At 67.0% G+C, this 14,082-nt stretch carries 13 protein-coding genes; all 13 read left to right on the top strand.

All coding sequences use genetic code 11. The features are described 5' to 3' along the window. Positions 1 to 29: 29 nt before the first annotated feature. The 13 genes from AC1D2F_RS08685 to AC1D2F_RS08625 all read left to right on the top strand — a co-directional run bounded on the left by AC1D2F_RS08685 (position 30) and on the right by AC1D2F_RS08625 (position 14,052). The gene (locus tag AC1D2F_RS08685; protein WP_229992906.1) at positions 30 to 1,229 is read left to right on the top strand and encodes an amidohydrolase; all 1,200 of its coding nucleotides are present in this window, start codon (positions 30 to 32) and stop codon (positions 1,227 to 1,229) included. 239 nt (positions 1,230 to 1,468) lie between these two features. Beyond that, positions 1,469 to 1,933 (top strand): MarR family winged helix-turn-helix transcriptional regulator, encoded by a 465-nt coding sequence (locus tag AC1D2F_RS08680; RefSeq protein WP_229992905.1) that lies wholly within the window; start codon positions 1,469 to 1,471, stop codon positions 1,931 to 1,933. 83 nt (positions 1,934 to 2,016) lie between these two features. Further along, a complete protein-coding gene (locus AC1D2F_RS08675) occupies positions 2,017 to 2,448 on the top strand; it encodes an organic hydroperoxide resistance protein (RefSeq protein ID WP_229992904.1) in 432 nt (143 codons plus the stop codon). Next, positions 2,445 to 3,476 (top strand): NADP-dependent oxidoreductase, encoded by a 1,032-nt coding sequence (locus AC1D2F_RS08670; RefSeq protein WP_229992903.1) that lies wholly within the window; start codon positions 2,445 to 2,447, stop codon positions 3,474 to 3,476. Before AC1D2F_RS08675 ends, AC1D2F_RS08670 begins: the two co-directional genes overlap by 4 nt. 367 nt (positions 3,477 to 3,843) lie before the next feature. After that, positions 3,844 to 4,950, top strand: a complete 1,107-nt coding sequence (locus AC1D2F_RS08665) for a BMP family lipoprotein (protein ID WP_414645524.1) — start codon at positions 3,844 to 3,846, stop codon at positions 4,948 to 4,950. Between the two features lie 163 nt (positions 4,951 to 5,113). Beyond that, positions 5,114 to 6,793, top strand: coding sequence for an ABC transporter ATP-binding protein (locus AC1D2F_RS08660; protein WP_229992902.1), 1,680 nt, complete (start codon positions 5,114 to 5,116; stop codon positions 6,791 to 6,793). Next, positions 6,786 to 8,186: an ABC transporter permease gene (locus AC1D2F_RS08655; protein WP_229992901.1), complete on the top strand. Its 1,401-nt coding sequence runs from the start codon at positions 6,786 to 6,788 to the stop codon at positions 8,184 to 8,186. Before AC1D2F_RS08660 ends, AC1D2F_RS08655 begins: the two co-directional genes overlap by 8 nt. After that, entirely contained in the window at positions 8,183 to 9,499 is a 1,317-nt protein-coding gene (locus AC1D2F_RS08650) for an ABC transporter permease (protein WP_229992900.1), read from the top strand. Before AC1D2F_RS08655 ends, AC1D2F_RS08650 begins: the two co-directional genes overlap by 4 nt. 2 nt (positions 9,500 to 9,501) lie before the next feature. Continuing rightward, the gene (locus AC1D2F_RS08645) at positions 9,502 to 9,906 is read left to right on the top strand and encodes a cytidine deaminase (RefSeq protein WP_028277348.1); all 405 of its coding nucleotides are present in this window, start codon (positions 9,502 to 9,504) and stop codon (positions 9,904 to 9,906) included. After that, positions 9,903 to 11,234 carry a thymidine phosphorylase gene (locus AC1D2F_RS08640; protein ID WP_364747207.1) on the top strand — a complete coding sequence of 444 codons (1,332 nt, stop codon included), beginning with the start codon at positions 9,903 to 9,905 and terminating at the stop codon, positions 11,232 to 11,234. Before AC1D2F_RS08645 ends, AC1D2F_RS08640 begins: the two co-directional genes overlap by 4 nt. 122 nt (positions 11,235 to 11,356) lie before the next feature. Then, positions 11,357 to 11,992, top strand: a complete 636-nt coding sequence (locus AC1D2F_RS08635; RefSeq protein WP_229992897.1) for a DedA family protein — start codon at positions 11,357 to 11,359, stop codon at positions 11,990 to 11,992. A gap of 156 nt (positions 11,993 to 12,148) precedes the next feature. After that, positions 12,149 to 12,868 carry a DedA family protein gene (locus AC1D2F_RS08630; RefSeq protein WP_229992896.1) on the top strand — a complete coding sequence of 240 codons (720 nt, stop codon included), beginning with the start codon at positions 12,149 to 12,151 and terminating at the stop codon, positions 12,866 to 12,868. Positions 12,869 to 12,900: 32 nt separating this feature from the next. Beyond that, the gene (locus AC1D2F_RS08625; protein WP_229992895.1) at positions 12,901 to 14,052 is read left to right on the top strand and encodes an adenosine deaminase; all 1,152 of its coding nucleotides are present in this window, start codon (positions 12,901 to 12,903) and stop codon (positions 14,050 to 14,052) included. Positions 14,053 to 14,082: the final 30 nt, after the last annotated feature.

The following is a 14,082-nucleotide window of genomic DNA, read 5'->3' as shown; positions in this document are numbered from 1 at the left end:
ATTCATTGTCCGCTCGCTAGAGTTATTCCGTGCGCAACTACTCGACTGAAGCTGAGCCCACGACTCTCGTGGGGCCGTGGCTGGAGCCCCTCCTGCCGGAGCTGATCGCTTTCCGCCGCGACCTCCATGCGCACCCGGAACTTTCGTTCAAGGAGTTCCGCACCACCGACAAGCTGGCGAAACGGCTTGAGGAAGCCGGGCTCAAACCCCGCCGCCTCGAGGGCACGGGCCTGACGGTCGACGTCGGACAGGGTCCCATCGCCACCGCCCTGCGCGGGGACATCGACGCCCTGCCGATCATCGAGGAAACGGGCCTCGAGTTCGCCTCGAAGAACCACGGCGTGACCCACGCCTGCGGCCACGACGTCCACACCACCACCATGCTCGGCATCGCGCTGGTCCTGCAGCGCATGCATGAGCAGTCCCCGCTGCGGGGAACGGTCCGGATCATCTTCCAGCCGGCCGAGGAAACCATGCCCGGCGGCGCCACCTCCTGCATCGAGCAGGGCGTCCTGGAAGGCGTGCCGCGGATCCTGGCACTGCACTGCGATCCCCGGATCGAGATCGGCAAGATCGGCACCCGGATCGGGGCCATCACCTCCGCCTCGGACACCATCAAGATTGAACTCTCCGGCCGCGGCGGCCACACCTCCCGCCCCCACCTGACCGAGGAACTGGTCTTCGCCCTGGCACAGATCGCGGTCAATGTTCCCGCCGTGCTCTCGCGCCGTGTCGATGTCCGCAGCGGCGTGTCCGTGGTCTGGGGCCAGATCTCCGCCGGCTCGGCCCCGAACGCCATCCCCGGCAGCGGCTACATGGCCGGCACCATGCGGTGCCTGGACCGCGAGGCCTGGCATGACGCCGGCGAGCTGCTCGATGACATCATCCGGCAAGTCGCCGAGCCCTACGGCGTCGACGTCCACCTGGAACATACCCGCGGTGTGCCGCCGGTGGTCAACTCCGAGCACGAGACGGCGCTGATCGAGGCGGCGGCCCGCGCCGAAATCGGCGAGGGCGCCGTGGTCCTGACACCGCAGTCCATGGGCGGGGAAGACTTCGCCTGGTTCCTGGCCGACACCCCCGGTGCCATGATGCGCCTGGGCACCAAGACTCCGGGCGGGGAAGAGTATGACCTCCACCGCGGCGACTACATCGTCGACGAGCGGGCGCTCGGCCTCGGCATCCAGGTGCTCACCGCGGCGGCCTTGCGCACCATCCGCGACCTCTAACTACAGTCCCGGCACCTGGCCCCGACTCTCCCTGCACCGGCACCGCACCTGCCGCGCTGAGTTTCCCCACCTTTGCCAGCACGACGCCGGGACGCGCCGGCGTTGCGGGCCGACGCGCCGTCGGAGCCCGGCGAAGATGGGGAGATTCAGCGGCCGCGGCAGCTTCTGGGGTCAGCCGGCCATGTTCGGTTGTGCACAACTAAATTGTGTACAACTCAATTGTGCGATATGGTGAATCTATGACCACGCCAGAAGAGGCCCGCCCTGCCAGCCCGGAAGCGCTCCGCCTGAACCGGCAGGTGTGCTTCGCGATGTACTCGGCCTCGCGCGCCGCCACGGCCGCCTACCGGCCCATGCTGGAGGAACTCGGCCTGACCTACCCGCAGTACCTCGCCATGCTGGTGCTCTGGGAGGCGGAGCCGCGCAGCGTCCGCGAGCTGGGGGAGGAGCTCGGACTCGACTCCGGCACGCTGTCGCCGCTGCTCAAGCGGCTCGAAGCGCTCGGCCTCGTCCAGCGCCGCCGGTCCGCCGAGGACGAGCGCCGCGTGGAGATCTTCCTCACCGAAACCGGCGCCGCCCTGAGCGCCAGGGCCAGCGGCATCCCGCAGCGCCTGGCGGACGCCGCCGGGCTCACCGCCGCGGAACTGGACCAGCTCCGCGAAACGCTGGGCCGGCTGGCCAGCGCACTCCACGCCTCCCGCTAAGCCCCTTCCCCTAAACCCTTTCCCTGAAGCCTTCCCCCGGGCCATTGCCCACCACGACTTACCGCCCACAGAACGGAAACCCCATGAAGACCCTTTACACAGCCGAGGCACTGGCCTCAGGCGAAGGCCGCGACGGCACCGCCGTCAGCAAGGACGGTAAGCTCAGCGTCACCCTCGCCAGCCCGGTGGAACTCGGTGGCGACGGCGCCGGAACCAATCCCGAACAGCTCTTTGCCGCCGGCTATGCCGCGTGCTTCCACTCCGCCCTGCGCCTCGTGGGACGCAAGGAACGCGCCGACCTGACGGACTCCGCCGTCGCCGCCAAAATCCACTTCGGCGCCCTCGCAGACGGTGCCGGATACGGCCTGGCCGCAGAGCTCGAGATCGCCCTGCCCGCCGTGGACCGGCAGACCGCCGAGGCCCTGGTGGCCAAAGCCCACCAGATCTGCCCCTACTCCAACGCCACCCGCGGCAACATCACTGTCGACATCACCATCCTGGAGGTAGCCGCATGAGCGCCAAAACCGAAACTCTCACCCTTCCCGCCACCACCCGCGAGATCCAGCTGGCGTCCCGTCCGCACGGCCGCCCCGTGCCGGAGAACTTCCGCCTCGCCCAGTCTCCGCTGCCCGAGCTGCAGGACGGCCAGGTTCTGGTCCGCAACCTCTACATCTCGGTCGACCCGTACATGCGCGGCCGCATGAACGACGTCAAGTCCTACTCCGCGCCGTTCGCGCTGGACAAGGCGCTCGACGGCGGCGCCGTCGGCGAAGTCATCGCATCCCGCGCCGACGGGCGCGCTGTCGGCGATACTGTCGTGCACAGCCTCGGCTGGCGTGAATACGCCGTCGTCGATGCCGCGGCCACCACCCTGGCGCGCACCGATCTGGCCCCGGCATCCGCGTTCCTCGGAGCCCTCGGCATGACCGGCCTGACCGCCTACGCGGGACTGCTGAAGGTCGCAGAATTCAAGCCCGGCGACGCCGTCTTCGTCTCGGGCGCCGCCGGCGCGGTCGGCTCGCTCGTGGGGCAGATCGCCAGGGCCATGGGAGCGTCCCGGGTCATCGGCAGCGCCGGCTCGCCGGAAAAGGTGGCACGGCTGCTCGAACTCGGCTTCGATGCTGCGTTCAACTATCACGATGGCCCGGTTGCGGAACAGCTCGCCGCGGCCGCGGGTGAGCGCGGGATCGACGTCTACTTCGACAACGTCGGCGGCGAGCACCTGGAAGCAGCCTTGTCCACGCTCACCGTCGGCGGCCGGGTGGCCATGTGCGGGGCGATTGCCCAGTACAACGCGACCGAACCCACGCCCGCGCCGCGGAACCTCATGCAGGCGATCGGCAAACAGCTGACACTCAAGGGCTTCCTGGTGGGCGGCTACTGGCAGCACATGGCCGAGTTCGTCGAGATCATGTCCGCCTGGCTCGCCGATGGAACGGTCCGCTACGACGAGACCGTGGTGGACGGCCTGGACAACGCCCCGCAGGCCTTTATGGACCTGCTCGACGGCGCCAACACTGGCAAGATGCTGGTGCGGCTCTAACACGGCGCCGGCGCATCACCAGAAACCGCCTGCCGGACACGTGGACGCCTCCGGCGCCAGTTTCCGCTTCGACGCCTCCGGCGCCAGTTCCTGCGGGGACCGGCGCCGGAGGCGTTTGCGCGCCCTCGCTGGCAGGAGGGCCGGCTACGGACCCCGGCTACCCCTAGGTAACAAGTTCTCAACAATCTGGGTAATTGCCGTGAAGTCTGCTACGTGCACGTGGCGCAGGCCACTAAAGTAGCTTCCAGCAGTGCGCCTCGGCGCAGTGCTGCGAATCCATCAGTGACAACAGAGATCAGCGGAACACCGCAGACAGACACTCATTGAACTTCCGTCGTAGCGCCTACTCTTTCTTCCTGGAGGAAAATTGAAGAACTCTCTGCGTGCCACCTTCAAGCGCGGATCAATGGCCGGCGTCGCCACCGCCGGCGCGGCTGCACTCCTGCTGACCGGCTGCGGGGCCGCCCCGGAGGCCAGCACCGCCACCAACACGGCCAGCAACTTCAAGGGCTGCATCGTGTCCGACTCGGGTGGATTCGACGACCAGTCGTTCAACCAGTCTTCCTACGAGGGCCTGAAGAAGGCCGAGAAGGATCTTGGCATCCAGACGGCCGAGGCCGAGTCCAAGACCAACAACGACTTCGAGCCCAACCTGCGCGCCATGGTCTCCGCCGGCTGCAACCTGACCATCACGGTCGGCTTCCTGCTCGGCGACGCCACGAAGGCCCAGGCCACCGCGAACCCGGACAAGCACTTCGCCATCATCGACTTCGGCTACGAAACCCCGGTCGCCAACGTCAAGCCGATCATCTACGACACGGCCCAGGCCGCGTTCCTGGCCGGCTACCTCGCGGCAGGCACCACGAAGACCGGAACGGTAGCCACCTTCGGCGGCATCAAGATCCCCACGGTCACCATCTTCATGGACGGCTACGCCGACGGCGTGAAGTACTACAACGAGAAGAAGGGCAAGGACGTCAAGGTCCTTGGCTGGGACAAGGCCAAGCAGGACGGCTCCTTCACCGGTGACTTCGAAAAGCAGGACAAGGGCAAGCAGTTCACCCAGAACTTCCTGGACCAGGGCGCCGACATCGTCATGCCCGTCGCCGGTCCGGTCGGCAAGGGTGCGGGCGCGGCCCTGCAGGAGGCCAAGGCAGCAGGCAAGGACGTCAAGCTCATCTGGGTTGACTCCGACGGCTTCCTCACGGCACCGGATTACAAGGACATCATGCTCTCCTCCGTCATGAAGCAGATGGGCGAGGCCGTCGAGACGGTGGTCAAGCAGGACAAGGACGGCCAGTTCACCAACAAGCCGTACATTGGCACCCTCGCGAACGACGGCGTCCAGCTGGCTCCGTTCCACGACATGGATGCCCAGGTCCCGGCCGAACTGAAGTCCGAGCTGGACCAGATCAAGAAGGACATCGCCGACGGCAAGCTGAAGGTTGAATCTGCAGCCAGCCCCAAGGCCTAACTTCCTCCGCTAAGCGCCACGGCCCGTCCGGTCACCACCGCACGGGCTGTGGCGCTTTTCGTTGCGGCCCGCTCGCCTCACACCGCAGGCACTAAGCTGGTGCTGCAGCCCCCACTACGCGTCCGGATCAAGCCTTCCGGACATCTCGAGATTGGTCAGAGTTTTGAAACTTGAACTCAAGGGCATTACAAAACGCTTCGGCTCCCTGGTAGCCAACGATCACATCGATGTGGTTGTTGAACCCGGGCAGATTCACTGTCTGCTCGGCGAGAACGGCGCTGGCAAGTCCACGCTGATGAACGTCCTGTACGGACTGTACGAGCCCACAGAGGGCGAAATCCTGATCGACGACAAACCGGTCACCTTCCGCGGCCCCGGCGACGCGATGGCGGCCGGGATCGGCATGGTGCACCAGCACTTCATGCTGGTCCCGGTCTTTACCGTCGCTGAGAATGTCGCGCTGGGAGCGGAGACCACCAAAACCGGCGGATTCCTGGACCTCGAGGACACACGCCGGAAGATCCGGGAGATCTCGGACCGGTACGGCTTCGACGTCGACCCCGACGCGCTGATCGAAGACCTCCCCGTGGGCGTGCAGCAGCGCGTCGAAATCATCAAGGCACTGGTCCGCGACGCCAAGGTGCTCATCCTCGATGAGCCGACGGCCGTGCTGACCCCGCAGGACACCGATGAGCTGCTGGACATCATGCGCCAGCTCAAGAGCCACGGCACCTCCATCGTCTTCATTTCCCACAAGCTGCGCGAGGTGAAAGCCGTTTCGGACACCATCACCGTCATCCGGCGCGGCAAGGTGGTGGGCACGGCCGATCCCGGCGCCTCGACCACCGAGTTGGCGTCCATGATGGTGGGCCGGGCCGTGAGCCTGACCCTGGACAAGGCTCCTGCCAATCCGCAGGAGACCACGTTCGAGGTCAAGGACCTCACCGTCATCGCACCCAGCGGCCAGCATGTTGTGGACGGCATCAGCTTCGGGATCGCCCGCGGCGAGATCCTCGCCGTCGCCGGCGTCCAAGGCAACGGCCAGACCGAATTGACCGAGGCCATCCTCGGCCTGCAGGAGAGGGTCCACGGCTCGATCACCCTCGACGGTGAAGAACTCCTGGGCAGCAGCGTCAAGGACGTCCTCAATGCCGGCGTCGGATTCGTGCCGGAAGACCGTTCACTCGACGGGCTGATTGGCACGTTCTCCATCGCTGAGAACCTGATCCTGGACCGGTACGACCGCGCGCCGTTCGCCAAGGGCATCAGCATGAGCCCGGCCAAGGTCCTGGAGAACGCCAAGACCCGGATCGAAGAATTCGACGTCCGCACGCCGTCCGGCATGCTCGCGGCCGGCACCCTCTCGGGCGGCAACCAGCAGAAGGTCGTCATGGCCCGGGAGCTCTCCCGGCCGCTGCGGCTGTTCATCGCCTCCCAGCCCACCCGCGGCGTGGACGTGGGCTCCATCGAGTTCCTGCACAAGCGGATCGTCGCGGAGCGGGACCACGGCACGCCTGTCATGATCGTCTCCACCGAACTGGACGAGGTGATTGAACTCGCCGACCGGATCGCCGTGCTGTACAAGGGCAGGCTGGTCGGGATCGTCCCGGCCGGCACCGGGCGCGACGTCCTGGGCCTGATGATGGCCGGGGTTTCCCCGGACGAAGCCCAGGCCGACGCCGCAGGCAAGCACGCGGCTCCATCCCTCTCTGAAAACCCGGCCGGGAACGCAGCAGAAAACCCGGCAGAAAACCCGGCCGAAACCCCAGCAACGAACCCGGCGCCCGCCGCCCCGTCCGTGCAGGAGCCCCGCTCCGGCGCCGTAGGAGACCCCCATGAGTGAGAACACCGAGCCTCGGCCCGCCGCCGCACCGGACCCCGACCGGCTTCCGGCCGCCCAGACCACCGCCGTGGAGCCTGAGCCGCTCGAGGACGATGCAGACTTCGTCACCTCGCTGGACACCGCGGGCGGCGCCCACCAGCCATCGGCCGTCCCGGTCTCGGCCCAGAGCGGAACCCTTCCCGGCGCCCCGGAAGAGGAATCGGTGCTGCGCAAGATCTTCACCGGCAACGGCATCGTGACCATCCTGGCGGTGCTGCTGGCACTGATCCTGGGCGGTCTGCTGATCGCCATGACGGACAAGGTGGTCGGCACCACGGCCGGCTATTTCTTTGCCCGGCCCAGCGACTTCCTCGCCGCCGTCTGGTCCGCCGCCACCGAGTCCTACGTCGCCCTCTTCCAGGGCGCGGTCTATAACCCCCGCGGGACCGGAGCGGCCGGACAGTTCGCCCCCCTCATGGAGACGCTGACCATCGCCACCCCACTGATCACGGCGGGCCTCGGCGTCGCCCTGGCCTTCCGCGCGGGCCTGTTCAACATCGGTGCGCAGGGCCAGATCATCATGGCCGGCATCCTCGCCTCGTGGGTCGGCTTCGCGCTGCACCTGCCGACCGGGCTGCACCTGCTGCTGGTGCTCGTGGCCGGCGTCATCGGCGGCGCCGTCTGGGGCGGCATCGTCGGTGTGCTCAAAGCCAGGACGGGTGCACACGAGGTCATCGTGACCATCATGTTCAACTACATCGCCCTCTATTTCCTGCGCTACCTGCTGGACACGGACTTGTTCCAGCGCCCGGGGGCGGACACACCGATATCGCCGATCGTGGACCCCAGCGCCGCGTACCCGCTGATCTTCGGCAGCCAGTACCGGCTGCACCTGGGCTTCCTGCTGGCCATCGCGGCCACCGTGTTTGTCTCATGGCTGCTGAACCGGTCCACGATCGGTTTCGAGTTCCGGGCCGTCGGAGCCAACCCCAAGGCAGCCCTGACCGCCGGCATCAACGTCTCCCGGGCCACCATCCTGGTGATGACCATCGCCGGCGGCCTGGCCGGCCTGGCCGGCGTGGCGCAGGTGGCCGGCACCGAAAAGGTCCTGACCGATGGTGTCGCGGCAACCTACGGCTTTGACGCGATCACTGTGGCGCTGCTGGGACGTTCGTCGCCGTGGGGCACCTTTGCCGCCGGCCTGCTGTTCGGAGCCTTCCGAGCAGGCGCCGTCCAGATGCAGATCCAGACCGGAACTCCGATCGACATCGTCCTCGTGGTCCAGTCGCTCATTGTGCTGTTCATCGCGGCGCCGCCCCTGGTCCGGGCGATCTTCGGACTCAACCCGCGCAAGAAGAAGGCCGCGACCGCCGGCAAAACCAAGCAGGCCGCAACCACCGGAGGTGCCGCATGAGCACAACAGCAACCTCGCCCGTCCAAGGAAAGCCCCAGCCGGAGAAGAACGGCGGGCCGGCGGTGTCCGCCAAGCCCGTGACCTGGAAGTTGCCGGTGACGCTGTCGGTACTGGCCACCCTCGCCTTCATCTTCTTCGGGCTGCTGGGTCCGCAGGGGAATGCCAAGTTCGGCGTTTCCTCCGGCGGAGACTTCTTCCAGCTCCCGGCGATCGAAGTGCCCGCATTCCTCAGCGGCATCGTGCTCTCCATGATCCTGCTGGGCCTCGCGGGCTACGCCTTGGTCCTGAAGGCAAGAAATAACCAGCGGCCCCCGCGCTGGGTGCCGGCCGTGTTCACCGTGGTGTTCGTCGTCGCCTTCCTGATCTGGGTGGTGGGCGGCGCCCGGACCCCCAGCATTTCGCTGGCCGGCCTCATCGCCGGGTCCGTGACGCTCGCCGTGCCGATCGTCTTCGGCTCCCTCTCAGGTGTGCTGTGCGAACGTGCCGGCGTCGTTAACATCGCCATCGAAGGCCAGCTCCTGGGCGGTGCCTTCACGGCCGCGCTCGTCGCCAGCCTGACGCACAACCCCTACCTGGGCCTGCTTGCGGCGGCCGTGGCGGGCGCCCTGGTCTCCATGGTGCTGGCGCTGTTCAGCATCAAGTACGTGGTCAACCAGATCATCGTCGGCGTCGTGCTCAACGTCCTGGTCTCCGGGCTTACCGGCTTCCTGTTCAGCACCGTGATGCAGTCCGACCCGGAGAAATACAACTCGCCCGGCGAGCTGCCCAACATCGATATCCCGGTCCTGTCCGGCATCCCGGTGATCGGGCCCATCCTGTTCAAGCAGTCCGTGGTGGGCTACCTGATGTACATAGCCGTCATTGTGATCTGGATCGGGCTGTTCAAGACGAAGTGGGGCCTGCGCGTCCGGGCCGTGGGCGAGCACCCTCAGGCCGCTGACACCCTGGGCATCAAGGTCAACGCGACCCGCTTCTGGAACGTCACGATCGGCGGCGCCGTCGCCGGAATCGGCGGATCGTTCTTCACCCTCGTGGCGATCGACAGCTTCACCAAGGAAATCTCCGGCGGCCGCGGCTTCATTGCCCTCGCCGCCATGATCCTGGGCCGCTGGAACCCGATCGGGGCCTTCTTCGCCGCGCTGTTGTTCGGCTTCGCAGACAACCTGCAAAGCATCGTGACGATCATCGGCACGCCCGTGCCGAGCCAGTTCATGGCCATGCTGCCGTACGTCGTGACCGTGTTTGCCGTGGCCGGGCTCGTGGGCCGCTCCCGGCCGCCGGCCGCCGACGGCATACCTTACGTCAAGGGCTGAGAATGGACAGCACCGACGTCGACTGGGCAGCGCTCGAAGCCGCGGCAGTGTCCGCCATGAAGAACGCCTACGCGCCGTATTCGAAGTTTCCGGTGGGGGCCGCGGCCCTCACCGGGGACGGGCGGATCGTCAGCGGCTGCAACGTCGAGAACGCCAGCTACGGGCTGACCCTGTGCGCCGAGTGCGCCCTGGTGGGCAACCTGCAGATGACCGGCGGGGGACGGCTCCGTGCCTTCTACTGCGTGGACGCCGGCGGGAACGTCCTCATGCCGTGCGGGCGCTGCCGCCAGCTGCTCTACGAATTCCGGGCTCCGGATATGGAGCTCATGACCACGCAGGGAATCAAGACCATGGACCAGGTCCTTCCCGATGCCTTTGGCCCCCAACACCTGGAGGAACCCCGGTGACACAAGCGACTCAGAGCACCAGCAACACCGAAGCGTTCGACGCCGTCGACATCATCCGCATCAAGCGGGACAAGGGCGTGCTCAGCCCGGCCCAGATCGACTGGACGATCGACGCGTACACCCGCGGCGCCATCGCCGACGAACAGATGGCCGCCCTGAACATGGCCATCCTGCTCAACGGCATGGACCGGGCCGAGATCTCCCGCTGGACGGCGGCCATGATCGCCTCCGGGGAGCGGATGGACTTCTCCGGCCTGCGCAGGCCCGACGGCGGCGTAAAGGCGACGTCGGACAAGCACTCCACGGGCGGCGTCGGGGACAAGATCACCCTGCCGCTGGCGCCCCTGGTAGCGGTCTTCGGCGTGGCAGTGCCGCAGCTCTCGGGCCGCGGCCTCGGCCACACAGGCGGCACTTTGGACAAGCTCGAGGCCATCCCGGGCTGGCGGGCGGCCCTGAGCAATGAGGAAATGATGGCCCAGCTCCAGGACGTCGGCGCGGTCATCTGCGCGGCCGGCGCGGGACTGGCCCCGGCGGACAAGAAGCTCTACGCGCTCCGCGACGTCACCGGGACCGTGGAGGCCATCCCGCTGATCGCCTCCTCGATCATGAGCAAGAAGATTGCCGAAGGCACCGGCTCGCTGGTGCTCGACGTCAAGGTGGGCAGCGGCGCGTTCATGAAGGACGAGGCCCGCGCCCGCGAACTGGCCGAGACCATGGTGGCCCTGGGCAAGGACGCAGGCGTCAACACGGTGGCCCTGCTCACCAACATGAACACCCCCCTGGGCCTCACCGCGGGCAACGCGATCGAGGTTCAGGAATCCGTCGAGGTCCTCGCCGGGGGAGGCCCGGACGACGTCGTCGAACTCACCGTCCGGCTCGCGGAGGAAATGCTGGCGTGCGCCGGCGTCCGCGACGCCGATCCCCGGGCCGCACTCCGGGACGGCCGGGCCATGGATGTCTGGAACCGGATGATCGAGGCGCAGGGCGGGGACCCGCGCGCCAAGCTCCCGGTCGCCAAGGAATCCGAGGTCATCTACGCTCCGGCCGACGGCGTCCTGGTGGAGCTCGACGCGATGGCCGTCGGCGTCGCGGCCTGGCGGCTCGGCGCCGGACGCGCCCGCAAGGAGGACCGGGTCCAGGCCGGGGCCGGGGTGCGGATGCACGCCAAGCCCGGCGCCACGGTCAGGGCGGGCGAACCGCTCATGACCCTCCTGACGGACACCCCGGAGAAGTTCGAGCGCGCCAAGGAAGCGCTCGAACACGCCGCCGTGATCGCACCCGAGGGCTCCCGGCCGGCCCAGAAGCTCATCATCGACCGCATCGCCTAACCCCGTTGCCCTATCACTTATGGTCCCCAAACCCCCGGCAAAGCCGCCATAAGTGATAGGGCAACCGCTGACCCGGCCGGTACACTGTGGATCTATCTGGCCCCGCCGCGCGTTAGGAAGCTGTGCAGGCAATCAACGACTTCATCCTCGCCGCTGCAGGGCAACCCTGGGTCCTCGTCCTGGTTTTCGCCTGCTGCGTGATCGACGGCTTCTTTCCGCCGATCCCGAGCGAGTCGGTGGTGGTGGGCCTGGCTGCAGTTGCCGCCACGGCCGATGTTCCCAATCCGGCGCTCCTGATCGCCACGGCCGCCGCCGGTGCATTCCTGGGCGACAACATCGCTTACGTGCTCGGCCGCCGCGTAGGAACCCGGCGCTGGGCATGGATGCGCGGCCCCCGCACGCAGGCGGCCTTCCGCTGGGCCGGACGGGAACTGCGGAAACGGCCTGCCTCACTGATCCTCGTGGCGCGCTTCGTCCCGATCGGACGGGTGGCCGTCAACCTGACCGCCGGCGCCACGCACTACCCGCGGAGCAGATTCGTCAGCCTGACGATCCTCTCGGCGCTGCTGTGGGCCGTCTATTCGGTGGGGATCGGCCTGTTTGTTGGCCCCTGGTTTGAGAAAAACCACGTGCTGGGCGCGGCCATGGCGATCATCTGCGCCATCGTTCTGGGCATCGTCCTGGACCGCGTGATCAGTAAGGTGCGCGGCCGTACCCCGGAGCAATCGACGCGTTCCGTTCCACCCGCCGAGTCCTAGGCGGATTGGCCCCGCCCATGGGACACTTAGGAGCGATTTGCGTCACGTTTGTTGGCCGCCCTTCGTCCAAGGTTCCGTCCAAGGTTCCACCCACTGTCATCGCATGTACGGTACGGCTTAGTTGTCCGTTCCCAGTCATCAAGGAGCACCGCCCGCATGGAGTTCATTAACGAGGCCGTGCTCCATGCCGCTGGCCAGTGGTGGATCTACCCCCTCCTGCTGGTTTTCTTCTTCGTGGACGGCTTCGCGATGGTGGTCCCCAGCGAGACCCTCATCGTTGCCCTTGCGGCGTATTCCGTGCACAGCGGCCAGCCCAATCTGTGGATTCTCGGCCTCACAGCGCTGGTTGGGGCCATCGCCGGCGACAACATGGCATACATGCTCGGCCGCAAAATTGGCCTCGAGCGGTTCCGCTGGATGCGCAAACCGAAGGTCCAAAAGGTCTTCGGCTGGGCACACTACGAACTCGAAAAGCGCGGCGCCGTCCTGATTTTCACGGCCCGGTACATCCCGTGGGGCCGTGTCGCCGTCAACTACGTGGCGGGCACGACGGCGTTCCCGCACCGGAGATTCTTCCTCCTGGACGCCTTCGCGTGCTTGACGTGGGTGGCCTACTCGATCGGCATCGGCGTCCTGGCCAGTTCCTTCCCGTGGCTGCATCACAACCCGCTGCTTAGCGCGGGGATCGCGGTGGTGTTCGCGATCGTCCTCGGTGTCCTCATTGACCATCTCCTGCGCTGGTGGCACAAGCGCCTCGGCCGCCACGACGCCGAGGTCGTGGACGAATGGCTCGACGGCGGGCCCACACACGAACCCGCCTCCGCCGTTCCTGCACCGATGACCGCCTCCGGGGATGCCGAGGCCACCAGAAAGTAGCGTCCCGCGCGCTCCGACCCTATGGTTGGAACGTGACTGAGACTATTCCTGACGCTGCCCCTGACCTCGAATTCGACCTGAAGGGCCTTCCCAAGGTTTCCCTTCACGACCACTTGGATGGCGGACTCCGCCCGGCCACCATCATTGAACTCGCGGAGGCCGCCGGCCACACGCTGCCCTCCACGGACCCCGTCGCCCTGGGGGAGTGGTTCCGCGAATCCGCCGACTCCGGCTCCCTGGTCCGTTACCTCGAGACCTTCGACCACACCATCGCCGTGATGCAGACCAAGGAAGGCCTGTTCCGCGTCGCGAAGGAATTCGTCGAAGACCTGGCCGACGACGGCGTCGTGTACGGCGAAGTGCGCTGGGCCCCCGAACAGCACCTGCAGAAGGGCCTGAACCTGGACGAAGTGGTCGAAGCCGTGCAGGCAGGTCTCGAAGCCGGCGTGGACGCCGTGGCCGAGACCGGCCGTGACATCCAGGTGGGCCAGCTCATCACCGCCATGCGCCACGCCGACCGCGGCCAGGAGATCGCCGAACTGGCTGTCCGCCACCGCAACAACGGCGCCGTCGGCTTCGATATCGCCGGTGCCGAGGACGGCTTCCTGCCGTCCCGTTTCAAGGACGCCTTCACCTACCTGGCCCAGCACAACTTCCCGGCCACCGTCCACGCCGGCGAAGCAGCCGGCCTGGAAAGCATCCAGTCGGCGCTTGTCGACGGCCGGGCCCTGCGCCTGGGCCACGGCGTGCGGATCGCTGAAGACGTCACGATCGAATTCGAAGAGGACGAAGACGCCGGGGGCGACGAAGTCAACGACACCATCGGCATGGTGACCCTGGGCGAGCTCGCCAGCTGGGTCCGCGACCGCGGCATCGCCCTGGAAATCTGCCCGTCCTCGAACCTGCAGACCGGCGCCATCGCCGGCTTCGGCGAGGGCATCGAAAGCCACCCGCTGGACATGCTCTACCAGCTGGGCTTCAACGTCACCATCAACACCGACAACCGGCTCATGAGCGGCGTCACGCTGACCGACGAGTTCGAGCTCCTCGTGGAGACGTTCGATTACGACCTCGACGACCTGCTGGAACTGACGCTGAACGCAGCCGAGGCCGCCTTCCTCCCGCTCGAGGAGAAGGAAGCACTGGTGGAATACATCAACGAGGCCTACGCCGACCTTGGCTAACGAGGACAACGCCGTGGGCGCGCTGGTCGA

This window comes from Arthrobacter sp. P1_B3 (assembly GCF_056406615.1).
The sequence above is the reverse complement of the archived record's forward strand: the minus strand, read 5'-3'. Positions and strand labels throughout refer to the sequence as shown.

Bases quoted from the DNA above. Each gene is read 5' to 3' on its own strand.
- AC1D2F_RS08680 (WP_229992905.1), top strand. From the start codon at position 1,469: ATGACCACGCCAGAAGAGGCCCGCCCTGCCAGCCCGGAAGCGCTCCGC.
- AC1D2F_RS08675 (WP_229992904.1), top strand. From the start codon at position 2,017: ATGAAGACCCTTTACACAGCCGAGGCACTGGCCTCAGGCGAAGGCCGC.
- AC1D2F_RS08670 (WP_229992903.1), top strand. From the start codon at position 2,445: ATGAGCGCCAAAACCGAAACTCTCACCCTTCCCGCCACCACCCGCGAG.
- AC1D2F_RS08655 (WP_229992901.1), top strand. From the start codon at position 6,786: ATGAGTGAGAACACCGAGCCTCGGCCCGCCGCCGCACCGGACCCCGAC.
- AC1D2F_RS08650 (WP_229992900.1), top strand. From the start codon at position 8,183: ATGAGCACAACAGCAACCTCGCCCGTCCAAGGAAAGCCCCAGCCGGAG.
- AC1D2F_RS08645 (WP_028277348.1), top strand. From the start codon at position 9,502: ATGGACAGCACCGACGTCGACTGGGCAGCGCTCGAAGCCGCGGCAGTG.
- AC1D2F_RS08630 (WP_229992896.1), top strand. From the start codon at position 12,149: ATGGAGTTCATTAACGAGGCCGTGCTCCATGCCGCTGGCCAGTGGTGG.